Origin of the sequence: Klebsiella sp. JB_Kp031 (genome assembly GCF_040064295.1) — a bacterium.
GTDB lineage: Bacteria > Pseudomonadota > Gammaproteobacteria > Enterobacterales > Enterobacteriaceae > Klebsiella > Klebsiella quasipneumoniae.
This window is the reverse complement of record NZ_JBEAJW010000036.1, coordinates 27947-50905: the sequence shown is the minus strand read 5'-3', so window position 1 is coordinate 50905 and position 22959 is coordinate 27947. Positions and strand designations below refer to the sequence as shown.

The following is a 22959-nucleotide window of genomic DNA, read 5'->3' as shown; positions in this document are numbered from 1 at the left end:
TGTTGATTTATCACTGCAGTTCGCCGTATCCCAACTGTTTATACACCGCTTTCGCTTCCTGCGGACCTTTCACCGGTATCACCGGGATAAAGGTTTGCACCGGCAGTTTCTGACCGGCAAAGTAGCGGGCCACGTTGTCGGCGGAGGTCTGGCCGATCAGATGCGGCTGCTGCGCGACGTTAGCCACGAAGGGACTGCCGGGCTCCGCCATGATCTCCAGCGTTTCCGGACCGGCGTCGATGGCCGTCACTTTCACGTCCTTATCACGGCCGGTCTCTTCCAGCGCCTGGACGATACCGATGGCCGGTTGATCCCAGCAGGCGACATGGATGGCGTCCAGTTTGCCTTTCGGATACTGGCTGAGTAATTCGAGGGTTTTCTTCCGCGCGTCTTCCGGCGAGTTGGCGAACTGTTCCGCGAGCTCGGGCTGGATAATATGAATATCCGGGTAATCCTTAAGGACATATTTCCACTGATCGTAACGAATTCCGCAAATACGCAGCGCGCTGGAGAACGCATTAAATACAGCGACGTTGCCTTTACCACCTAATTCGTCCGCCATGTAGCGACCGATGGTGGAGCCCAGAGTGTAGTTATCGGAGGTGGTATTATTGACCGAATATTGTGAAACATGATCCACGGTGAATACCGGGATACCAGCATCACGTAATGCTTTAAATTTGGGTTCGACGGCGCTGTCGCCGAGAATACTAATTACCGCATCCACCTTGCGTGACAGTAAAATATCGTGATTATTGGCATGAACCTGATTATCCCGGCCGCCATCGACGCCAATGACTTTGCCTCCCAGTTTCTCCACTTCCTCTGTCGCGCCTTTAAAAGCTTCGCGATCCCAGAAATGCTGGGTGCCTACTACGGCAACGCCAATGGTTTTTCCCTGTAAGGAGAGGGCGTCCGCGGCAGTGACGCTCAGCGAGGCAAGGGAAAGCAGTCCCAGCGCGGCAGGCAATAATTTTCTCTTCTGCGACATTGTTATTATGATCCTGTGATGAAGGTGGTTGCGGACCGGTAGCATGACAAGAAGCACCTCGCCACCTCAAATACAAAATAAGTCTAAGTTATGCCGGCAATGTTATATCGCGGAAACGCCAGAGAAAAAGTTTATTTTGTCATGAAGAACCTGAAAATATTTCATGATGGCGGATAGGCCTTTTTATTTTGTGGTTTTATTTTTGGCTTGTTCCGTGTTTATTTAGCAGATAAAGACAATTTTCTGTTTATTATGAGTGTATGGGAAATACGGCATCTACAGAGAAAAAGAGAAGATTGCGCGGGCTAAAGCTTTTTTTAGCAGCGCAATGTCTGGCCGGGTAAGCAATATTACTGCATTTCCCCGCTTTATTTTAACGAACCTTAGGCTGAGAAGAACGCGGGCGCTATGAAGAAACAGCATAATTATACGGTGATGCACTGGGGAACCTGGCAGGTGGAGAGCCGCGAGGGCGAGATCGTGGCGGTTAAGCCGGTGCCCTGGGATAAAAACCCTTCACGCATCGGTCAGTCGCTCCCCGACGCGGTGACCAGCCAAACGCGCATTCGTCGCCCGGCGGTACGCGCCGGCTATCTGCAGCACGGGCCGGCGTCACGAGAAGGGCGAGGCAAGGAGCCCTTTGTCGAAGTCAGCTGGGAGGTGGCCCTGGACCTGGTGGCTCGCGAGCTGCGCTCGGTCAAGGCGCGCTGCGGCAATGAGGCGATTTACGGCGGCTCCTACGGCTGGGCCAGCGCCGGGCGCTTTCACCATGCGCAGAGCCAGCTGCATCGTTTTCTTAAGGGCTTTGGCGGGTATACCGCCAGCACCAATACCTATAGCAGCGCCGCGGGCGAGCGTATTCTGCCGCATATCCTTGGGCCGCTGAGCCCGCTGCATCGTCAGCATACCCATTTTTCCGAGCTGGCGCGGGAGTGTCAGCTGTTTGTCGCGATTGGCGGCCTGCCGCTGCGCAATGCCCAGGTCAACGGCGGCGGCGCCAATGACCATATGTTGCCGTACTGGCTGGATAAGATGCAGGCCAACGGCACGCGGTTTATTAATATCAGTCCGGTGCGCAATGACCTCAGCGCGGTGCCCGACGCCGAGTGGCTGGCCATTCGGCCGGGCACCGATACCGCACTGCTGCTGGCGCTGAGCTATGTGCTGATCGCTGAGTCCCTCTACGACCAGGCGTTTATCGCCAGCCATACCGTCGGGTTTGCCCCTTACCGCGCGTATCTGTTGGGCGAGCATGACGGCATAGCGAAAACACCGGCGTGGGCGGCGGCAATTACCGGCCTTGACGCCCAGCGCATCGCCGAGCTGGCGCGGGAGATGGCCCGCCACCGGACGATGGTGAATATCTCCTGGTCCATCCAGCGCGCCCGTCAGGGGGAGCAGGCCTACTGGGCGACGGTGGCCCTGACCGCGCTGCTGGGACAGATCGGCACGCCGGGCGGCGGCCTCGGGTTTGGCTATGCCTGTACCAACCTGGCGGGGGCGGTGCGAAAAGCGTTTTCCGGCCCGCGCTTGCCCGCCGGCGAAAATGCGGTGGACAGCGTTATCCCGGTGGCGCGGCTGTCCGATATGCTGCTGCACCCGGGAGAAGCCTATGAGTTCGACGGTCAGCTGCTGCATTATCCCGACATCCGTCTGGTCTACTGGGCGGGAGGCAATGCGTTTCACCATCACCAGGATATTAACCGACTGTGCGAGGCCTGGCGCCGTCCGGAGACGGTGGTGGTGCATGAGCAGTACTGGACCGCGCAGGCCAAATTCTCTGACATCGTCCTGCCGGCTACCACCTCGCTGGAGCGAGAGGATATCGGCAGCGGCGGTCATGACGGATTTATGATTGCCATGAGCGCGCAGATCCCGCCGGTGGGCGAGGCGCGTGATGATTACGCTATTTTCCGCGATCTTGCCGGGCGGCTGGGCTTCGGAGAACTGTTCAGCGAGGGGCGGGACGCCGGGCAGTGGCTGCGCCATCTCTATGAGGAGTCAAGGCCGCGGGCGCAGGAGGAGGGCATTGCGCTGCCCTCGTTCGAGGATTTCTGGCAGCAAGGGGTGCTGGAGTACAGCGCGCCGGAGCGGCCGCAGGTCTTTCTCGCCGATTTTCGCGCCGATCCGCAGCGCTATCCGCTTTCCACGCCCTCCGGCAAGATTGAACTCTTTTCCTCTACCGTCGCCGGGTTTGGCTATCGCGAATGCCCTGGCCATCCCTGGTGGGATGAGGAAGAGGCTGCCCGGCAACGACTGGAGGCGGCGCGCTGGCCGCTTCATCTGCTCTCCAGTCAGCCACGCGCCCGCCTGCACAGCCAGTATGATCACGGCAGCGTCAGTCGGGCGACGAAAATTCAGGGACGCGAGCCGCTGTGGATGCATCCGCGGGACGCGCAGGCAAGAGACATCCACGAAGGCAGCGTGGTGAAGGTGTATAACGACCGCGGGGCGATTCTGGCGGGCGTGCATTTGAGTGAACAGATTTTGCCGGGGGTGGTACAGATGTCCACCGGCGCCTGGTATGACCCTCTGGATCCGAATGAAAAAGGAACCCTCGATAAGCACGGTAATCCCAACGTGTTAACCGCGGATCGCGGCAGTTCGCGCCTGGGGCAGGGCTGTAGCGCCCAGAGTTGTTGGGTGGAAATCGCCCCGTGGCGAGAGGAACTGCCGCCGATCACCGCCTTTGACCCGCCGAAGTTTATTGCGGTTTAAGCGTGGGAGGATCGCCGGCGGCGGGGCGGATAGCCCGGAGAAGGCGCAGTATGCGCCGCCTCCGGGAAAGCGCGGGCCAGGCAGTTTAAGGCTCCTGACCAGGCGGTAATGGATGACAGGACGACGTTACGCCAGCCGTGGGTAGGCGCTGGCGATATCGTCGCCGGTAAACTGGGCGATCCAGCCTTCCGGGTTATCAAAAATGCGAATGGCGGTGAAGTTCGGTTCTGATCCCATATCAAACCAGTGCGGAGTGTGGGCAGGAACCGAAATCAGATCGTTCTTTTCGCACAGCACCTGGAACACCTCGTCACCAATGTGCAGGCAGAACAGACCGGCGCCCTCGACAAAAAACCTGACCTCGTCTTCGCCATGGGTGTGCTCATTCAGGAATTTTTCCCGCAGCGCCTCTTTCTGCGGGTTATCGGCGCGCAGGCTGATGACGTCCCAGCTCTGATAGCCCTTTTCGGCGACCAGTTTGTCAATCGCATGCTGATAGGCGGCAATCACCGTTTCTGCGCTGGGGTCTGCGCCGAGGTCGCGGTCGGCCTGCCAGCGTTCGAAACGGACGCCTTTGGCGTTAAGCTGCTCCTGAATCGCTTTGGCGTCGGTGCTGTGCCAGACCGGCGTTTGCGGATCGGTCACAGAAAATAGGGTTAATGCGCTCATGCTGGGATCTGCTCCGGATGAATGTCGTCAAAACGCTGAACCTGAGGGTGGTGGCTTGCCGGGTCGCGATCGCCGCGTACCAACTGGACAGTGCGCAACCCCGCGGCTTCGGCGGCGTCGAGTTCCTGATGGATATCCGACAGGAACAGGATGGCCCCGGGGGCGTGGCCCAGGTGTTCAGCAATGTTGCGGTAGGACTGCGCTTCGCGTTTAGCGCCTACCAGGGTATCGAAATAGCCCGTAAACAGATGAGTAATATCACCTTCATCGCTGTAGCCAAATAACAATTTCTGCGCTGCCACGGAGCCAGAAGAATATACATACAAATCAATGCCCTGTGCTTTCCACTTCTCCAGCGCCGGCAGCACGTCCGGGTAGAGATGGCCGGTAAAGTCGCCGTTGAGGTAGCCATCGCGCCAGATGATCCCCTGGAGTGCCTTCAGCGCAGTGGATTTACGGTCTTCGTCCATAAAGGCGAAGAGGGTAGCAATCAGGTCGGCGGTGCTGGCGGCGGGGGAGTCTGTCTCTCGGCGCAAGTTGTCGAGAATCGTTCTCACCGGCTCAGCGTGCTGTTGAGCGGTCACAAAGCCGGCCAGTCGTTCGCGGGCGTAGGGGAACAGCACGTTATGCACGAAGCGGATATCGCTGGTAGTGCCTTCGATGTCGGTCACGATGGCGCGGATCATGGTTTCTCCAGAGTGGGCGTAGCGTGGAATAACATTAGCATTTAGACGTCTAAGCGTCTTGATTGCCAAATATTAACATCGTGTTATAGTGGCTTCAACAACAGCATTACAATCGGTAAAACAAGAATGAGCAATAACCCGTTGATTCCAGAGAGTAAACTTCCGGCGCTCGGTACCACCATTTTTACCCAGATGAGCGCCCTGGCCCAGCAGCATCAGGCCATCAACCTATCTCAGGGCTTTCCCGATTTTGACGGCCCGCGCTATCTTCAGGAGCGTCTGGCGTACCACGTGGCGCAGGGGGCGAATCAGTATGCCCCGATGACCGGCGTGCCGGCGCTGCGCGAGGCGATCGCTGACAAGACGGCGGAGCTGTATGGATATCGACCCGACGTCAACAGCGATATCACGGTCACCGCCGGGGCGACGGAGGCCCTGTACGCGGCGATCACCGCCCTGGTGCGCCGTGGCGACGAGGTGGTCTGTTTCGATCCCAGCTACGACAGCTATGCTCCCGCGGTGGCGCTGGCCGGCGGCGAATTACGCCGTATTGCCCTTCAGCCGCCGCATTTTCGCGTCGACTGGCAGCAGTTTGCCGCGACGCTGAGCGACAAAACCCGGCTGGTGATCCTCAACACCCCGCACAACCCCTCGGCCACGGTCTGGCAACGCGAGGATTTTGCCGCCCTGTGGCAGGCGATAGCCGAACGTGAGATCTATGTTCTCAGCGACGAGGTCTATGAGCATATCAACTTTGCCGAAAACGGCCACGCCAGCGTGCTGGCGCATCCGCAGCTGCGCGAGCGGGCGGTGGCAGTCTCTTCGTTTGGCAAAACGTTTCATATGACCGGCTGGAAGGTTGGCTACTGCGTGGCCCCGGCGGCCATCAGCGCGGAGTTGCGTAAGGTTCATCAGTATCTGACCTTCTCGGTGAATACCCCGGCGCAGCTGGCGATCGCCGATATGCTGCGCGAGGCGCCAGAGCACTATCTCGAGCTGCCGGCGTTTTATCGTGAACGCCGCGATCTGTTTATTGAGGCGCTGCGCCCCAGCCGGCTGAAACTCCTGCCATGTGAGGGCACCTACTTCCTGCTGGCGGACTACAGCGCCCTCTCCGATCTTGACGACGTGAGCTTCTGCCGCTGGCTGACGACAGAGGTTGGGGTGGCGGCGATCCCGCTCTCCGTCTTCTGCGCCGACCCGTTCCCGCACAAGCTGATCCGTTTGTGCTTCGCTAAACAACCGGAGACCCTGCTGGCCGCGGCGGCGCGTTTGTGCCAGCTATAGTTATTTAATGGTCCATGCCTGAGAGAACTGGCGGCCGGCGAACATTTCCGTCAGGCCGCTGATTTGCTTCAGACGCAGTACCTCATCGGCATCCATCCCCAACTCTTTGCCGATCTTTTGCGGTGTCCAGCCGAGCCGGGTCAGCTCGCGCACAATCTCCGACATGGCGTGGATTTGGTGACGTCCCCGCGCCCGGTTGTGGCGTATGGTTGCCGCCATCAGCCCATCGCGGGAGGCGGTTTCATTCGGCAGACAGGTCACCGGCAGATAGCCATGCAGGGCATTTTTCAATGACGCTTTGCTGCAGGCCAGTTCATGACGGTGAAAACCATCGACAATGGTATACGCCTGCGGACCCTGGCGGATGACCACCACCGGCTGGGTAAAGCCATCGGCTTCCAGCGAGGTCTGCAGCAGACGTTTTTCCGGCGGCGCCACGTTGTTCGGATTGTAGTCATTGGGGGCGACTTGCTCCTGTTTGACCCACAGCACGCAGTCAACCGGCTGGGAGCGGAAGGGGCTGCGCTGGTGGAGCACATGGCGAAACGCGTTGATAGCCTCGATGCGCGCTTCATCATCCAGCGTTTGCAGGAAAGCGTCCAGCGCCTGCGTTAGTTGTTGTTGCATAATATCCCCCATTGTTGACGATGTTTTTCCATACGTTTTCGGTAGCGCTGATAGTGACTGCTTTTGGTCGGACTGAACGAGAGCTGACGGCACCAGTAGTCGTTATTGAGCAGCACTTTGCAGACTCGTCGCCAGGAGGGGATATCCTTTGTGCCAATGTCCCCGGGCTGGGTGTCGGGAATATCTTCCATCCCTTTTTTCTGATACCAGCGCAGGTAGACGGCGATTTTATTGCGATAGTGCTCGGCGGTGGTTTCCGGCATGCTGTCGAGCAGGAAAAGAGCATAGCTTTTCCATGTCAAATGGTCGGGTTTGTCGATTTTTCGGTGACCGTAGAACTGATTGTCATGCCCGGCATAGACGCCGCCGCTGTGCGCGCCGCTGACCCGCTGACACATCGCGGCCCAGCGTTCCGGCTCCAGCACATGGTACAGCCACAGCCCCTGGCGCTGCTCCGGACCGAAGGGTTCGCAGATGCGCATGTAGCGCAGCGGCACCCCGGCCTGATACATCAGATCGTACAGCGGGTTATAGGGCTGGCCGCTTCTGGCAAACCAGGTCCAGATATCGGCGGTTTTCCAGTCATAGAGCGGGTAGATGTACCAGGCGTGTCCCCCCGGCGCCGAGGTGGTCCACGGTTTATCGTCAGCGAAGCGTTGTTTGCGCTGGGAAGAGATGGTCATAAAGCGATTCAGCGACTCATCAGCCCGAATGCCCACCAGCACGGCGGCGGGCCGCCGCTGGGAAAACCACTCGGCAAAATGGCTGACGAAAGCCTCAAAGCTCATTCCGGGTTGGTAGAAGGGGAAATAATCCGGGTGGGCGATCGCCCCTGGCGGCGGCTGGCGGACCCAGCGGGCTCCGGGCTCCCAGCATTGCCATTGCGGCTTATACTGCGTCAGGGCATTTTGGGTCGTGAGCGGCAGGGCGACCCAGTAAAAGGTGTCGATGACATCCTGATACAGGGCGCGCAGTTTTTCACAGTGGGCGATGGTGCAAGAGAACTGTGCTTCCCAGTCAATAAACAGTACGCTGATTTTCTTACCCTGTAACCGAGCTGCCTGCGCGGTTAAATGCAGCATAACGGTGGAGTCTTTTCCGCCAGAGAAAGAGACGCAAACGCGTGAAAAATTATCCAGAACCCATTGGATCCGCTGCTCCGTCGCCTGCAGCACCGACTCCGGTAAGGGATATTTAATAAACGACATGACCATTAATCCTTTAATACGAGATATTCCCATTTGGTCAGTATAAACGATGAGGGCCGGGAGTTTAATGGTCGTTTTTTTATTCGGACAATGTGGGGTAAATAGTGGATATGTTATCCATTGTTATTAATTTGTGGTTGTGATGCTACTCTATCATCCATTAGAATGCTGATTAATTCAGATAAGAAATGATTCTGCGAAGATGAATGATGGTGGTTAATGTATATTGTGATATCCGGGAAGAGATTGTCTATATTGATGACGTGAAGCTGCATAGTGGGTGAAATAAAATCAAATAAATAGGAAGGAACGAAGCCAATTAAGTCGGTTTTACTGATCATATTAAGAATGGTCATAAACGAGTCACTGCGAAAGGCGATATTGTTCGGGTTCAGCCACGGCATGCTGCTCTGCTGAACGCGCTGAATCACGGGATCGTTGGTGATGTAGTGGGTAAAAAACTCCTGCGCCAGCGCTTCAACCGATGTGAGTTCCTCACGCCGCGGATGGTCCATCCGGCACAACGCCAGCGTCTGCACCGTCTTATAGGGCTGACAAATAGTAGCGCGGTTGTTGATGGGCATTCGGGTGAATACCAGATCCGCCTGGCGATACGCCAGCAACTCCTCCGCCGATTCCGTGGTGGTCAGGTTATGGTGCTCAATCTGTAAATTAGCCTGATGACAGAGCTGGTTAATCATAAAATGGCTGTTTACTGAACAGAACAGCGGCGGGCCATATATCACAATACGCTTTCGCAGTTCGGTGCGTTTATTGAGATTGATTGTTTTTTCGAGTTGTTCAAGGTTTTGTTGCAGATGATAATGAAGATTGACGGAGGCGGTGGTGGGCGTCATGCCTTTCCCGACCCGAACAAATAGCGGATCATTTAATTGTTGGCGCAGACGCTGCAATGACTGACTCACCGCCGACGGGGTGATAAATAACGTCGCCGCCGCTTTGCTGATGCTTAAATGTTGATATATACACTCAAAAATAACCAATAGGTTTAAATCGAACTTTTTCAGGTCGTAAAGATTTGCCATTAATGCAGTCCTGTGTATTATCAGTGCGAATTGAAATATTCATAATAAGAATGTTGAATGGCTTAATATGCGTGGTGTGAATTTATTTTTGGCCAGTAATATTAAGCTTTGCTTAATATATCTTATTGTCGATAGCGGCGCCAGCGGTGGTTGTTGTCTGGCGCCACTCCACAATAAGATTATTTCTTTTCACCCATCATAATTTGTAGCTTCTCTTTATCCGGCAGGCCGACCACCTGCTGCAGCATATTGTCCTTATTCATATAATAAATGGCTGGCGTGACGTTGGCCCCCAGATCGTCCATCAGCTGCTGATTGACGTTGAGCATTTTCATTTTCTCGGGCGGGATAGCCTTTGGGATCGTCAGGGCCATTTTGCCGTTCGATTGCTCGTAATCATGCCAGGTTTTCGCCGGATCTTTACTGGCGAGAATCGCTGCGGCAGTGACCGGGCTCTCCGGCTTGATCACGCCCACCAGCAGGGTGCGGATCTGCACTTTACCGGCGTCTACCCAGGGACGGGACTGCTGCCAGAACTGTTTGCAGTAAGGGCAGAAGGGATCGGCAAAGACATATAGCACGATGGGGGCGTCTTTGTTGCCATCCTGCAGCCAGTGGGCGCTGGCCATCTTCTTCCACATCTCTTGTCCCGCCGGCGTGTAGAGTTCTTTTTGAAACAACTGCTCGCTGAGGTTGTTGCCGTTCTCGTCATACATATAGCCGGAAATGGCATGTTTGCCGTCTGGCGTGAGGTAGATGGCGACGCCCATATCCTGGTATTTACCCAGCCAGCCTTTCATTCCCCCCGGCGCGTCAAAGGGTTTGATGATAGTAATTCCTTGTTTTTCAATAGCTTTTACCGGGGCGGGTAGTTCTTCCGCATAGCTGCAAAAAGGCAAAAGGCTGAGCAACAGCAGACGTTTTAACATGAGTATTCCTTGTAAAATCAGCAGGAAAGGAAGAAAGATTGCCAAACCTATTACAGTTATAGGCAGGATCAGCAGAACGACGGATTGCCCTTTCCTGGCGTGGGTGATGTAATCCTGGATGCTGTTACATTAAGGTAATGTAGAGCGCAACACATAGCCAGTCTGACTGGCGCTGAACCTACCTTCGGGTATTTCAGGTAACGGGGCCGCCTGAAAAGGTGGCCTTTTTACTTTTGTCGCGGCAAATGATGCGAAAAACAGCGAACAGCGCTGAACGCGTCGCCAGGTTCACAAAGTTGTCTTGTTCCGGTTGTTAGATAACGCTTATTGATTCGATAATGTAAACGCATTGGTCGGGTCAGGAAAAATTCGTTAACTTAGACCTCAACGAAAACACGGAGGAAGTATAGATGTCCTTAATTAACACCAAAATCAAACCGTTCAAAAATCAGGCATTCAAAAATGGTGAATTCATCGAAGTCACCGAGAAAGACACCGAAGGCCGCTGGAGCGTCTTCTTCTTCTATCCGGCTGACTTCACCTTCGTCTGCCCGACCGAACTGGGCGACGTGGCTGACCATTACGAAGAACTGCAGAAGCTGGGCGTAGACGTTTACTCTGTTTCTACCGATACCCACTTCACCCACAAAGCGTGGCACAGCAGCTCTGAAACCATCGCGAAAATCAAATACGCGATGATTGGCGACCCGACTGGCGCCCTGACCCGTAACTTCGACAACATGCGTGAAGATGAAGGTCTGGCTGACCGCGCCACCTTCGTGGTTGACCCGCAGGGTATCATCCAGGCAATCGAAGTTACCGCTGAAGGTATCGGCCGTGATGCGTCTGACCTGCTGCGTAAAATCAAAGCGGCGCAGTATGTTGCTTCCCACCCAGGCGAAGTGTGCCCGGCGAAATGGAAAGAAGGCGAAGCGACGCTGGCTCCATCTCTGGACCTGGTCGGTAAAATCTAAATTTCCGTCGCCTTTCACGCTATAGCGGCGTTGGCGTTGCCTGCTCACCCCGGTCACTTACAGGTGTAAGCTCCCGGGGATTCTCAGGCTAGCCGCCTTGCTCTGGCGCGACATGCTCAGGAAAATGCGTAGATTATCAGGGCGCTTTGGCGCCCATTTTATTCCAACACCATGATGCAAGCGCATTCAGGCAGCCTGACAAGGCCGCTTGCATGATGATGTTTTAAGCCCAGGAGATAACAATGCTCGACACCAACATGAAAACCCAGCTCAAGGCCTATCTTGAGAAGCTGACTAAGCCTGTTGAGCTGATTGCCACGCTGGATGACAGCGCTAAATCGGCAGAAATCAGGGAACTGCTGGCTGAAATTGCTGAACTGTCAGACAAAGTCACCTTTAAAGAAGACAACACGCTGGCGGTACGCAAGCCATCGTTCCTGATTACTAACCCAGGTTCCGACCAGGGCCCACGCTTTGCGGGCTCCCCGCTGGGCCACGAGTTTACCTCGCTGGTGCTGGCGCTGCTGTGGACCGGCGGTCATCCGTCGAAAGAGGCCCAGTCTCTGCTGGAGCAGATCCGCGATATCGATGGCGACTTTGAGTTTGAAACCTACTACTCGCTCTCCTGCCATAACTGCCCGGACGTGGTCCAGGCGCTGAACCTGATGGCGGTGCTCAACCCGCGTATCAAACATACGGCGATTGACGGCGGGACGTTCCAGAATGAGATCACCGAGCGCAACGTGATGGGCGTGCCGGCGGTGTTCATGAACGGCCAGGAGTTTGGTCAGGGACGGATGACGCTGACGGAAATCGTCGCCAAAGTGGATACCGGTGCGGAAAAACGCGCAGCGGAAGAGCTGAATCAGCGTGACGCTTACGATGTGCTGATCGTCGGTTCCGGCCCGTCCGGCGCGGCGGCCGCGGTTTACTCTGCGCGTAAAGGGATTCGTACCGGCCTGATGGGCGAACGCTTCGGCGGCCAGGTGCTGGATACCGTGGATATCGAAAACTACATTTCGGTGCCGAAAACCGAAGGCCAGAAGCTGGCCGGGGCCCTGAAAGCGCACGTTAGCGACTATAACGTCGATGTGATCGACTCCCAGAGCGCGACCAAACTGACGCCGGCGGCGACAGAGGGCGGCCTGCACCAGATCGAAACCGCCTCCGGCGCGGTGCTGAAGGCGCGCAGCGTCATCATTGCCACCGGGGCGAAATGGCGCAATATGAACGTGCCTGGCGAAGATCAGTATCGCACCAAGGGCGTAACCTACTGCCCACACTGCGACGGTCCGCTGTTTAAGGGCAAACGCGTGGCGGTAATTGGCGGCGGTAACTCCGGCGTGGAAGCGGCTATCGACCTGGCGGGCGTCGTGGAGCACGTGACCCTGCTGGAATTCGCACCGGAGATGAAGGCCGACCAGGTGCTGCAGGATAAAGTCCGCAGTCTGAAGAATGTCGATATCATTCTCAATGCGCAGACTACGGAAGTGAAAGGCGACGGCAGTAAGGTCACCGGTCTGCAGTACCGTGACCGGGTGAGCGGCGATGAGCATCATGTCGCGCTGGCGGGGATTTTCGTGCAGATCGGCCTGCTGCCTAACACCACCTGGCTGGAAGGCGCGGTTGAGCGTAACCGTATGGGTGAGATCATCATCGATGCGAAGTGCGAAACCAACGTCAAAGGCGTATTCGCCGCCGGTGACTGCACCACTGTGCCGTACAAGCAGATTATTATCGCGGCAGGGGAGGGGGCGAAAGCGTCGCTGAGTGCCTTTGACTACCTGATCCGCACGAAAACCGCATAACAAGTCAGACAATAGACCTGCATAACCAAGAGGCTACCCTGGGGTAGCCTCTTTTTTTATGCTCTTTTTCCTCACCCTTACCTGACGACCATCACCGGGATATGGGCATGACGGATGACGCTCGAGGCGTTGGATCCCAGCAAGTGGGTACTGATGGAGGGATTGCGTGAGCCAATCACCACCACGTCGGCGTTTATTTCACTGGCCAGTTCGTTGACCATGTCGCGCACGCTGCCGAAACGCACATGCAGCTTGATACGTGAGGGGTCAATGCTGAAATGGCTGACCATGGTCTGCAGGCGGGTTTCCGCCTCATGCTGCAGATGCTCCTCAAAACGCCGCAGGTCGGCGGTAAACCGGCTCATGGTGAAGCTCGCTGAACCGGGTAATACGTGGAGCAGATGGATTACCCCGTCCTGCTGGGCCAGAAACTCCGCGTGCCGGACGGCTTTATCGCTCAGCGCCATCTCAAAGACATCAACCGGCATAATGATAGTCTTATACATATGCAATCCTCCTTGTTCGTTTGCGTCTATATCAACATATTATATGCGGATATTGTGTCATTCAGGTCGCAAAACTGTCAGTCAGGCAGGCGCAAAGCGTAAAAAAAGGTTAGCGGGGGGCAAGACAGCAGAAAGAGGATGTGTGGACATCCTCTGAATAAAGCGCGATACGCCTCAGGCAGCGGAGATTAGCGGTGGAATTCGCCAGCGGCTTCCGGCTGGTACAGCAGCGCCAGCACTTCCAGGTGCGTCGACGCCCCGCCCGGCAGCTCCCAGTGAATGGTGCTGCCGACCTTGAGGCCGAGCAGAGCGGCGCCCACCGGCGCGAGGACCGAGAGCTGGCTGGCGCTGTCGGTCACCTGCGACGGAAACACCAGCGTCCGCACGCGCTCTTCGCCGCTGGTTAAATCGCGGAATTTAACCGTACTGTTCATGGTGACGACATCGTGCGGCATCGCTTCCGGCGCCAGCATTTGCGCGCGGTCGAGCTCGTCGTTCAGGGCATCGGCAACCGGCGAGCTGGCGAAAGCTGGCTGCTCCAGCAGCCTGTCGATACGTTCGGCATCCAGTTCGTTAATGATGATTGCGGGTCTGGTCATTGCATACTCCATGTTATCCAGGAACCTGTCCGTAAAAGAAAACCCTCGCCGAAAAAGGCAAGGGTTAAGGTTCTCCCATCATACTGAGAGTTGCCGGCAGTTTGAAGTGATGAAACGCACAATCAGCGCGCAACGCCCCCCGGCGAACGACGTTTTCTGGTCAGCACGCCGCGTCGCGCTAGTGGCCAACCTTATCGAGGATAAACTGCGCGCCGCAGTTACCTGGGTGAGGCTGAGGCAAAAAGGCGGAAGTGGCCAGCGGGGCATTGATGGTCGCGGCGTTGAGCGAGATTTGCATCTCGGTCAAATAGGCCGGATTACCGTTACAGGTTAATTTAAACGCCTTCACGCTCTGCGGACCCCAGGCGCGGGCCACAGCGGCGTCGAAGTCGGCGCGGCTAACGGTTTGGCCATAGTGTTTGGCAAGGAAATCGCCTACCGGGCTGCGCTTAATTTCTCCATTCAGGCGCACCATGGTGCCAAAATAGCTGTCGGGATCGAAGCCGAAGCAGACGCCATGTTTGGCGTATTCGTAACGTTCGAGGCAGGAGGTGCCGCCCGCGCCCGGCATCACGCTATTCAGTTTGTTGGCCATCTCCAGCGACAACCCGGTCTCCGCCGCCTGACATTTGCGGTTCGCTTTCACCTCCGGCATGTCGGGCACCGGGCGCGTGGCGCAGCCGTAGCGCATCCAGCGTCGTTCATCCACTCCGCGCGCGGCAATGGACTTTGGCAGCCCGGGCCACAGGCCATGCACGGTCAGAAAATCGGCTTTATTCGCGGTTTCCTGCTGCAGGCGACACTCTTCCGGTTCATTGCGGTTACGGTCATACATGCTCTGACAGAATCCGGTTTGCCAGGAGAGGGCCAGGACATAGCGGTCAAAATCAGCGTATCGCGTCGCGGTGAGCGGTTCAGCGCCGGCCTGAGTGGCGGTAAGCACAAGGGCAAGCGCGGCGAATTCCTTCCTGAACATGTTTATTCCTGATTGTGGATGGCAAAAGATAACGGGGGGTTATTAAAGCATAAAAAAGGCGCCTGCTGGCGCCTTTTCACGTGGTTAGACCATTAGTGGGCCGCGCTGCCGGGGACGAGGATCTCGGTCGCGACGATCACCACCAGCAGGCCAACCATCACCGGCACCGAGGTGCGTTTGACCACTTCGAACGGGGAAATCTTCGCCATCCCGGCGACGGCCACCACCACGCCAGAGACTGGCGATATTGTGCGGCCAAGGTTTGAGGCCTGCAGCATCGGGATCGACAGATAGGCCGGATTGATACCGGAGGAGTGCGCCAGCTTGGGGATCATCTCGACAAAGGCGTAGAACGGGGCATTGCCGGAGCCGGTGGTCATCGCCGCCAGCATGGTCAGGATCACCAGCACCAGCATCAGAATAATACTGGCCGAGCCGAAGGAGGTGGCGATGGAGATCAGACCATTGATGAAGCCGATGGTGCTTAATCCCTGAGCAAAAACGCCGGCGGCGACCAGCAGCATCACCACGCCGGCGAAGGCGTCAGCCATCCCGCGGTAGGCGACTTCCAGTCCGCTGAAGACGTTTTTGGTGTTGAACCCGCGCAGGAATTCGAGGATCGCCGCCAGCAGCATGCAACCGACGAGGATGGTAATAATGTGCAGTTCCGGTCCCCATTTGCCATCGAAGATCAGCACGCCAATAATCGGCGTAAACGGCAGGATGGCGTACAGCGCCGGAGCGTTGGTGGTGATCTCGTTGACGTCGAGCATTTCGTGGGAAATGTTCTCTTTTTTATCCAGGTAGCGCTGCCAGAAGAAGTGGGCGATCGCCATGCAGATGATAGCGGCGATGGAGATCGGCAGCGTGGTCTTAAAGGCAAAGTCGATCAGCGGCATTTCGGCCGCTTTGGCCGCCAGCACGACGTCGCCCGAGGTGGGCGAAAGGATAATCGCCGCCGGCGAGGCGCAGATGGCCGCCGCCGCCCCGCGGCTGATACCGACGTTTACCATCACCGGGAACAGGGTCGCCATCAGCAGCACGCCGAGGCCGGTCGCGGAGGAGACGGCCAGTGACATCAGGCAGGCGACAAAGTAGGCGGCAATCATCAGCAGATAGGGCGAATTGATATAGCGCAATGGCTTTGAGGCTAATTTCACCACCATATCATTGGCGCCAATATGAGTCATATAGGTGGCGAAGCCGCACAGCATCATGATCATCATACCCAGATCGCCGCCACGGCTCATGAGGAGAATCTTAATGTATTCAATAATGTCAGTGGCGGAGTAACCGGTGCCCGCGGTATTGCCTGGTAAGACTTTATGTCCCAGCAGGGCGCTGACGATCAATAAGATTAAGCCCCCGACGAACAGCACCCCGGTGGCCGAGTAGCCTTTGATGATATAGCGGGCGACGCCCACAATGACCACGATCCCGATCAGGATCTCAATAAACGTCAGCATTTATTACCCCTAAGCCCAAAGAATATGTAGTGAAAAAGCGTCACACCAAATTTTAATGTGCGAATGTGCCGAAAAAACGGACGAAACTCGCTGATGCAAATCAATAAAGCGACAAGAACTACGCGTCCCCGTTACGCCTGGATATAATCACCAGATGGATAGTTAAGTGGTTCTGATGGTCAGCGGGAGAAAATCAGGAGTTTGCCTTATTTCGTTCAACCTGTATTGAGACTATCTTTGCTATTTTAGGTGGCTTTTAAATGAAAGTGGTAATAGAAAAGTGTTGATGTTACGTCGTTTTTCATTGTTTTCTCTTGGTTTTTTAGGATGGTTATTGGTGTCCGGAAACGCCAGCGCGTCGTTTTCATCGACCCTTAGCGAAGGTTACCATACCTTAAGTAATAACGTTGCGCAGACCTGGAACGAGCCAGAGCACTATGATCTGTACGTTCCAGCCATCACCTGGCACGCGCGCTTTGCCTACGATAAGGAAAAGACGGATAAGTATAACGAACGTCCGTGGGGGGCCGGTTTCGGCGTCTCCCGCTGGGATGAGAAAGGGAACTGGCACGGTCTGTACCTGATGGCGTTTAAAGACTCTTTCAATAAGTGGGAGCCCATTGGCGGCTACGGCTGGGAGAAAACCTGGCGCCCGCTGACGGATCAGAACTTCCGCCTCGGTCTCGGCTATACCCTTGGGGTGACGGCGCGCGATAACTGGAACTACATTCCGATTCCGGTGATCTTGCCATTAGCGTCAATAGGTTACGGTCCGGCAACGTTCCAGATGACCTACATTCCCGGCACCTACAATAACGGTAACGTTTACTTCGCCTGGGCTCGCATACAGTTTTAATTCGCTAAGTCTTAGCAATAAATGAGATAAGCGAGGCGTCTTGTGGAAAAACAAGGACTAAAGCGTTACCCACTAAAAAAGATAGCGACTTTTATCACTTTTTAGCAAAGTTGCACTGGACAAAAGGTACCACAATTGGTGTACTGATACCCGACACAGCATTAGTGTCGATTTTTCATATAAAGGTAATTTTGATGTCTAAGATTAAAGGTAACGTTAAGTGGTTTAATGAGTCCAAAGGATTCGGTTTCATTACTCCGGAAGATGGCAGCAAAGATGTATTCGTACACTTCTCTGCAATCCAGTCCAACGGTTTCAAAACTCTGGCTGAAGGTCAGCGCGTAGAGTTCGAAATCACTAACGGTGCCAAAGGCCCTTCTGCTGCAAACGTAATCGCTCTGTAAGCAACGCGTCAGTAGAATATAAAAACCCGCTAAACAGCGGGTTTTTTTTTGCCTGTTGATTACGCCTTTAGCGGCTGGCGGCCTGCGAGAAGAGCCAGAAGGCGACAGCCGTCATGGCAAACGAACCCAGCAAGTTCACCGCAACGTTGAGGAGCGCCCAGCTCACTCGCCCCTGCTGCAGAAGAAACACCACTTCCGCAGAGAAGGTGGAAAAGGTGGTCAACCCGCCGCAGAAACCCGTGGTGATCAGTAGCTTCCACATCGGGTCAATGCCGGTCAGTCGATTAAACCACGCCAGCCCGGCGCCGATCACAAAGGCGCCTAACAGGTTGGCGGTCAGCGTTCCAATAGGGATAGCATGGTGCACAGGATTGAGCTTCATGCCGAGCCACCAGCGCAAAACGCTGCCGGTGCCGCCGCCAATAAAAACGGCGCAAAGAAGTTGAAACACGGTCGTTTCCTGCTATTTGATGTAAGAGAGTGTCAAGTGTAGCGCGCAACGGGCGCAATTGGCTATTCATAACCTGACGGGAGAAAAACATGCGGGTAGCGGCAGGGCAGTTTATCGTCACGCCAGTATGGCAGACGAATGCGCACACTTGTGTGGCGATGATGCAGCAGGCGGCGCGTGAAGGGGCGGCGCTGCTGGTGCTGCCGGAGGCGTTGCTGGCACGTGATGACAACGACCCGGATCTGTCGGTAAAATCGGCCCAAACGCTGGATGGGGCGTTTTTGCAGCTGCTGCTGGCCGAGAGCGCGCGTAACGGCCTGACGACGATCCTGACGCTGCATGTGCCGTCGGGGGAGGGAAGAGCAACCAACACGCTGGTGGTATTGCGTGAAGGGAAAATCATTGCCCATTATCACAAACTTCATTTATACGACGCCTTCGCAATGCAGGAGTCCCGGCGGGTGGATCCCGGCAGGCAAATTCCCCCGGTGATTGACGTGGCGGGATTTCGCGTTGGCCTGATGACCTGTTACGATCTGCGTTTTCCGGAACTGGCGCTGTCGCTGGCGCTGAACGGTGCGCAGCTGCTGGTGCTGCCCACCGCATGGGTGAAAGGGCCGCAAAAAGAGCATCACTGGGCGACGCTGCTGGCGGCGCGCGCGCTGGACACGACCTGCTACGTCGTGGCGGCAGGCGAATGCGGGACGCGTAACATCGGGCAGAGCCGCATCATCGATCCGCTGGGGACCACCGTGGCGGGCGCGGGGAGCGAGCCGCAGCTGATCTATGCCGATATTTCCGCAGACTACCTTACGCGGGTTCGCGAGCGTTTGCCGGTGCTGCAGAACCGACGGTTTGCGCCACCGCAATTATTGTGACGTTTTTTTAAACAAGGCTTGATTCACCTTGTTACAGATTGCTATTGTGTCCGCGCGCCAAATACCCGTATTGTTTATCCCAATAATTCGCTGTGCACGTCAGGACGGACACCCCAGCGCTCACTCCCGGAGGGGAGGCCTCGGGCTGAATCACGCGGCCCGCGCACAGGTGGATTACAATATGACGGATAAATACGTGTATGATGGCGTATTCGCAGCTTGTATAGAGAAGAAGGTTAGCTATGGGTGAGATTAGTATTACCAAACTGCTGGTCGTTGCAGCACTGATTATCTTAGTGTTTGGTACCAAGAAATTACGTACGCTGGGCGGCGACCTGGGTTCGGCTATCAAGGGCTTTAAAAAGGCCATGAACGAAGATGACGATAGCGCGAAGAAAACCACCGCTGAAGACGAAGTACCGGCGCAGAAGCTCTCTCATAAAGAGTAATTCTCCGGCTGCGTCCCCTGGCGGGATGCGGAAGGTTCGGCGAAGAGGCCGCGACGTTTACGTTGCGGCCTTTGTCGTTTTTATCGACGCCGCTCAGGAAAGATGCAACTAATTGTTACGGGAAGGCGAAGCGGAGAGCACCGCTGCGCCGGGAAGTGACGCAGCGGGAGAAGCGGCAGGTTATTTAACTTCCATCCCTTTAGCCTGCAGGTCGGCATGATAGGAAGAGCGAACGAAGGGGCCGCAGGCGGCGTGGGTGAAGCCCATCGCCATGGCTTCTGCTTTCATCTCTTCAAACTCTTCCGGGCTAACGTAACGCTGCACTGGCAGGTGGTGACGGCTCGGCTGCAGATACTGGCCTAACGTCAGCATGGTGACGCCATGACGGCGCAGGTCGCGCATGACTTCGATGATCTCGTCGTTGGTTTCGCCCAAGCCCACCATCAGGCCGGATTTTGTCGGGATCTCCGGGTGCGCTTCTTTAAAACGCTCCAGCAGCTTCAGCGACCAGTTGTAATCCGCGCCCGGACGCACCTGACGATAGAGGCGCGGTACGTTTTCGAGGTTGTGGTTGAAGACGTCCGGCGGGGTCACCGTCAGAATCTCCAGGGCGCGATCCATGCGGCCGCGGAAATCCGGGACCAGCGTTTCGATTTTAATCGTCGGGTTTTTCTCGCGAATGGCGCTGATGCAGTCGGCAAAATGCTGTGCGCCGCCATCGCGCAGGTCGTCACGGTCCACCGAGGTGACCACCACGTAGCGCAGCCCCATATCGGCGATAGTTTGCGCCAGCTTCTGTGGCTCGTTCGCATCTGGCGCGACCGGGCGGCCATGCGCGACGTCGCAGAATGGGCAACGGCGGGTACAGATCGCGCCGAGGATCATAAAGGTCGCGGTACCGTGGTTGAAGCATTCTGCAAGGTTCGGGCAGGAGGCCTCTTCGCATACGGAGTGCAGGCCGTTCTTACGCATCGCTGCTTTGATTCCCTGGATACGGGACGAGTCTGCCGGAAGTTTGATTTTCATCCATTCCGGTTTTCTGAGCAGAGCTTCACGCTCAGTTGCCACGTTCTTCACCGGGATAAGGGCCATTTTATCGGCGTCGCGGTACTTAACACCGCGTTCCATCACAATGGGTTTACTCATAGCGTGCGTGTTCCAGTTGCGAGTCACGAAGGAAAGCGAATTAATTCAATGAAATGTTGCAATTATCAACTATTTTTGAATCAAGAGCAGGCAGTATACCATTGAAAAGGGGCAGAAAGCAGCCTGCCTGCCCGGCAAATTGTAAAATAGTTGTTGTTTTATCCTTTTCCCTTCCGTGCGCTACGCCTTAAACGCCTGGATCACGGTCTCAATGATCTCTTTCAGCAATGGCTCTTTCCCGCTCTGCTTATTGAAGTGCAGCGCAACATCAATATGTTCTTCCCGCAGGGAGGGAACATCCAGGGTTTGCAGAGGCCAGAGACGGGATACCATGGCGAACAGGCGCTCGGTGGTTAGCCCCAGCATATCGCTCTCGGCGATCATTGCCGCCTGGGTCAGCAGGTTGAAGGTGCTGAAACCGCAGCGGCGCTCGCCCATCTCCTCCTGCAGTCGACGATGCAGCGTAGGGTAGCGCTGGCCTTCAGGCAGCAGCAGCGCAAACTCGTATTGCGCGAGGGCGGATTCATCTTGTGGACCGTCCAGCGCAGGATGCCCAGCGCGGCAGTACATCTGCACCCGATCCTGATACAGCACGTGATGGCTTAGCGCCTGACCGCTGTGCAGATGGGTGTCGATTAACAGATCCACCTGGCGCTGGTCGAGCTGCCGCGCGGCGTCGGTAAGGGCGATGTTGTGCAGCAGGATCTGCGGAAAGGCCGGCTTCAGCGCGCTGGCCAGGCAAGGCATCAGCAGCGCCCCCATGGCTGGCGTAGTGGCGATAGTGATCACCCGCTGCTGGTCCGGGCTGCCGGTGATATCCAGCGCGCTAAGGAAAGCCTCCATACCGCGGCTGATGTACTGGTGAAGGTGGGTGGCATAGGCGGTGGGCGTCACGCCCTGGCCTTTGCGGATAAACAGCGGATCGGGGAACAGCGCCCGCAGTTTGTTAATTGACTGGCTAATGGCCGACGGCGTGATATTGAGTATCTTCGCGGCATTGACGATACCTTTGTGTACATACACGGCTTCGAAGATGGTCAACAGATTGAGGTCAATATTACGCAGGATGCGAAACATCTGACGGTCGTAACGTTCGTCCTGTCTGTCAGGAGATTCTGACGGCGGCGTATTCTCTGGCACGCGATGAGTCCGGTTGGGAATGATAGGCCAAGTATAGCGGCCCGCGGCGTTGCCGTGCGTGACAATTGATTGCAAAAATAATGTGTTACTTGTTCAGCCCCCCGCCGTAAGCGGGGCGCTGATCTGCCGCTTAACCCTGAGGCAGGTATTCGTGCGGGGGATGGTTCAACAGCGCCAGCAGATTGGCGACCAGCCGCGGAGCGACAGTCTCCGGGGTGGCTTCCGGTAGCCACTGGCGCATTTGCGTCATCTCCATACCGGCATAGCCGCAGGGGTTGATACGCAGAAACGGCGTCAGATCCATCGCGATATTGAGCGCCAGGCCGTGGAAAGAGCAGCCTTTACGGATCCGCAATCCCAGAGAGCAGATTTTGCGATCGCCGACGTAGACGCCAGGGGCATCGGCGCGGGGGTGCGACTCAATCCCATATTCGGTAAGGGTATTGACGACCGTTTGCTCCAGCAGCGTCACCAGTTCACGCACCCCCAGCTTGCGGCGCTTGAGGTTCAACAGGACGTACATTACCTGCTGTCCCGGGCCGTGATAGGTTACCTGGCCGCCGCGATCGCTTTGGATCACCGGAATATCACCGGGCACCAGCAGGTGTTCCGCTTTGCCGGCCTGACCCTGGGTAAAGACCGGGTGATGTTCTACCAGCCAGATCTCATCGAGGGTATCTTCATCACGGGCGTCGGTAAATTCATGCATCGCCTGCGAGACGGGTTCGTAAGGTTGCAGGCCAAGCTGCCGGATTAGAATTTTATTGTGCTGCAAAACAACATCTCCGCCGGGAAGAGAGAATTCAGGTCGGGGAGTATATCACAGCCGTGTGAAAGGGAATGAGAAGACCCGGCACGGCGGCCGGGTCAGGGAAAGGGTTACAGCACCATCCGAACGATATCGATATTGCCTAACTCTTCGTACAGCGTTTCCACTTGTTCAATGTGGGTGGCGTTGATGGTGATGGAGACCGAGTGGTAGTTACCTTTGCTGCTCGGTTTTACTGACGGCGAGTAATCACCAGGCGCATGGCGCTGTACCACTTCCACCACCTGATCAACCAGCTCAGGCAACGCCTGCCCCATTACTTTGTAAGTAAATGGCGTAGGGAATTCAAGCAGTTCGTTAAGTTTGGTTTTCATGT

Annotated in this window: 24 protein-coding genes; 8 read left to right on the top strand and 16 right to left on the bottom strand. The window is 56.1% G+C overall.

The window, feature by feature from the left end:
* Positions 1 to 10 precede the first annotated feature (10 nt).
* Positions 11 to 991, bottom strand: a complete 981-nt coding sequence (locus tag ABLV64_RS16890) for a sugar ABC transporter substrate-binding protein (RefSeq protein WP_008805613.1) — start codon at positions 989 to 991, stop codon at positions 11 to 13.
* A gap of 408 nt (positions 992 to 1399) precedes the next feature.
* Between ABLV64_RS16890 and ABLV64_RS16885 the strand changes: the two genes are divergently transcribed.
* Positions 1400 to 3709, top strand: a complete 2310-nt coding sequence (locus ABLV64_RS16885) for a molybdopterin-dependent oxidoreductase (RefSeq protein ID WP_004885823.1) — start codon at positions 1400 to 1402, stop codon at positions 3707 to 3709.
* 126 nt (positions 3710 to 3835) lie between these two features.
* Here the strand turns inward: ABLV64_RS16885 and ABLV64_RS16880 are convergent, their stop codons facing one another.
* Positions 3836 to 4378: a 1,2-dihydroxy-3-keto-5-methylthiopentene dioxygenase gene (locus tag ABLV64_RS16880; RefSeq protein ID WP_004885825.1), complete on the bottom strand. Its 543-nt coding sequence runs from the start codon at positions 4376 to 4378 to the stop codon at positions 3836 to 3838.
* The gene (mtnC, locus tag ABLV64_RS16875; protein ID WP_004885828.1) at positions 4375 to 5064 is read right to left on the bottom strand and encodes an acireductone synthase; all 690 of its coding nucleotides are present in this window, start codon (positions 5062 to 5064) and stop codon (positions 4375 to 4377) included. Before mtnC ends, ABLV64_RS16880 begins: the two co-directional genes overlap by 4 nt.
* 141 nt (positions 5065 to 5205) lie before the next feature.
* Here mtnC and ABLV64_RS16870 point away from each other — a divergent pair, with 141 nt between their 5' ends.
* A complete protein-coding gene (locus tag ABLV64_RS16870) occupies positions 5206 to 6351 on the top strand; it encodes a pyridoxal phosphate-dependent aminotransferase (RefSeq protein WP_074384386.1) in 1146 nt (381 codons plus the stop codon).
* On the opposite strand, the gene ABLV64_RS16865 is transcribed toward ABLV64_RS16870, so the two are convergent.
* The 4 genes from ABLV64_RS16865 to dsbG all read right to left on the bottom strand — a co-directional run bounded on the left by ABLV64_RS16865 (position 6352) and on the right by dsbG (position 10161).
* Positions 6352 to 6978 (bottom strand): ParB/RepB/Spo0J family partition protein, encoded by a 627-nt coding sequence (locus ABLV64_RS16865; protein WP_004885834.1) that lies wholly within the window; start codon positions 6976 to 6978, stop codon positions 6352 to 6354.
* Complete coding sequence (locus ABLV64_RS16860) at positions 6963 to 8186, bottom strand: DUF3440 domain-containing protein (protein ID WP_004885837.1); 1224 nt, start codon at positions 8184 to 8186, stop codon at positions 6963 to 6965. Before ABLV64_RS16860 ends, ABLV64_RS16865 begins: the two co-directional genes overlap by 16 nt.
* A gap of 113 nt (positions 8187 to 8299) precedes the next feature.
* A complete protein-coding gene (locus tag ABLV64_RS16855) occupies positions 8300 to 9232 on the bottom strand; it encodes a LysR family transcriptional regulator (protein WP_049093813.1) in 933 nt (310 codons plus the stop codon).
* Between the two features lie 179 nt (positions 9233 to 9411).
* A complete protein-coding gene (dsbG, locus tag ABLV64_RS16850; RefSeq protein WP_004885845.1) occupies positions 9412 to 10161 on the bottom strand; it encodes a thiol:disulfide interchange protein DsbG in 750 nt (249 codons plus the stop codon).
* A gap of 410 nt (positions 10162 to 10571) precedes the next feature.
* On the opposite strand from dsbG, the gene ahpC reads away from it, so the two are divergent.
* Together ahpC and ahpF are read left to right on the top strand one after the other, a co-directional pair.
* Positions 10572 to 11135, top strand: coding sequence for an alkyl hydroperoxide reductase subunit C (gene ahpC / locus ABLV64_RS16845; protein ID WP_002894394.1), 564 nt, complete (start codon positions 10572 to 10574; stop codon positions 11133 to 11135).
* 242 nt (positions 11136 to 11377) lie between these two features.
* A complete protein-coding gene (gene ahpF / locus ABLV64_RS16840; RefSeq protein WP_017899084.1) occupies positions 11378 to 12943 on the top strand; it encodes an alkyl hydroperoxide reductase subunit F in 1566 nt (521 codons plus the stop codon).
* Between the two features lie 77 nt (positions 12944 to 13020).
* On the opposite strand, the gene uspG is transcribed toward ahpF, so the two are convergent.
* From uspG to dcuC, 4 genes are all read right to left on the bottom strand, one after another.
* Positions 13021 to 13449 (bottom strand): universal stress protein UspG, encoded by a 429-nt coding sequence (uspG, locus tag ABLV64_RS16835; RefSeq protein WP_002894401.1) that lies wholly within the window; start codon positions 13447 to 13449, stop codon positions 13021 to 13023.
* Between the two features lie 188 nt (positions 13450 to 13637).
* Positions 13638 to 14048, bottom strand: a complete 411-nt coding sequence (gene rnk, locus ABLV64_RS16830; RefSeq protein ID WP_004885849.1) for a nucleoside diphosphate kinase regulator — start codon at positions 14046 to 14048, stop codon at positions 13638 to 13640.
* Positions 14049 to 14226: 178 nt separating this feature from the next.
* Entirely contained in the window at positions 14227 to 15024 is a 798-nt protein-coding gene (rna, locus tag ABLV64_RS16825) for a ribonuclease I (protein WP_004885850.1), read from the bottom strand.
* Positions 15025 to 15116: 92 nt separating this feature from the next.
* Positions 15117 to 16490: an anaerobic C4-dicarboxylate transporter DcuC gene (dcuC, locus tag ABLV64_RS16820; protein WP_049093814.1), complete on the bottom strand. Its 1374-nt coding sequence runs from the start codon at positions 16488 to 16490 to the stop codon at positions 15117 to 15119.
* A gap of 337 nt (positions 16491 to 16827) precedes the next feature.
* On the opposite strand from dcuC, the gene pagP reads away from it, so the two are divergent.
* Together pagP and cspE are read left to right on the top strand one after the other, a co-directional pair.
* On the top strand, positions 16828 to 17346 hold the full coding sequence (gene pagP, locus ABLV64_RS16815) for a lipid IV(A) palmitoyltransferase PagP (protein ID WP_004885852.1): 519 nt from the start codon (positions 16828 to 16830) through the stop codon (positions 17344 to 17346).
* Positions 17347 to 17540: 194 nt separating this feature from the next.
* The gene (cspE, locus tag ABLV64_RS16810) at positions 17541 to 17750 is read left to right on the top strand and encodes a transcription antiterminator/RNA stability regulator CspE (protein WP_002439184.1); all 210 of its coding nucleotides are present in this window, start codon (positions 17541 to 17543) and stop codon (positions 17748 to 17750) included.
* A 67-nt stretch (positions 17751 to 17817) separates the two neighbouring features.
* Here cspE and crcB read toward each other — a convergent pair whose 3' ends face one another.
* On the bottom strand, positions 17818 to 18201 hold the full coding sequence (gene crcB, locus ABLV64_RS16805; RefSeq protein WP_002894459.1) for a fluoride efflux transporter CrcB: 384 nt from the start codon (positions 18199 to 18201) through the stop codon (positions 17818 to 17820).
* Between the two features lie 89 nt (positions 18202 to 18290).
* On the opposite strand from crcB, the gene ABLV64_RS16800 reads away from it, so the two are divergent.
* Together ABLV64_RS16800 and tatE are read left to right on the top strand one after the other, a co-directional pair.
* A complete protein-coding gene (locus ABLV64_RS16800) occupies positions 18291 to 19079 on the top strand; it encodes a deaminated glutathione amidase (RefSeq protein WP_043521639.1) in 789 nt (262 codons plus the stop codon).
* A 242-nt stretch (positions 19080 to 19321) separates the two neighbouring features.
* On the top strand, positions 19322 to 19528 hold the full coding sequence (gene tatE, locus ABLV64_RS16795; protein WP_004885862.1) for a twin-arginine translocase subunit TatE: 207 nt from the start codon (positions 19322 to 19324) through the stop codon (positions 19526 to 19528).
* A 180-nt stretch (positions 19529 to 19708) separates the two neighbouring features.
* Here tatE and lipA read toward each other — a convergent pair whose 3' ends face one another.
* From lipA to ybeD, 4 genes are all read right to left on the bottom strand, one after another.
* Complete coding sequence (lipA, locus tag ABLV64_RS16790; protein WP_004885864.1) at positions 19709 to 20674, bottom strand: lipoyl synthase; 966 nt, start codon at positions 20672 to 20674, stop codon at positions 19709 to 19711.
* Between the two features lie 180 nt (positions 20675 to 20854).
* The gene (locus ABLV64_RS16785; RefSeq protein WP_217325040.1) at positions 20855 to 21814 is read right to left on the bottom strand and encodes a YbeF family transcriptional regulator; all 960 of its coding nucleotides are present in this window, start codon (positions 21812 to 21814) and stop codon (positions 20855 to 20857) included.
* 130 nt (positions 21815 to 21944) lie between these two features.
* The gene (gene lipB / locus ABLV64_RS16780) at positions 21945 to 22589 is read right to left on the bottom strand and encodes a lipoyl(octanoyl) transferase LipB (protein ID WP_004885871.1); all 645 of its coding nucleotides are present in this window, start codon (positions 22587 to 22589) and stop codon (positions 21945 to 21947) included.
* 104 nt (positions 22590 to 22693) lie between these two features.
* On the bottom strand, positions 22694 to 22957 hold the full coding sequence (gene ybeD / locus ABLV64_RS16775; protein ID WP_002894474.1) for a DUF493 family protein YbeD: 264 nt from the start codon (positions 22955 to 22957) through the stop codon (positions 22694 to 22696).
* Positions 22958 to 22959 lie beyond the last annotated feature (2 nt).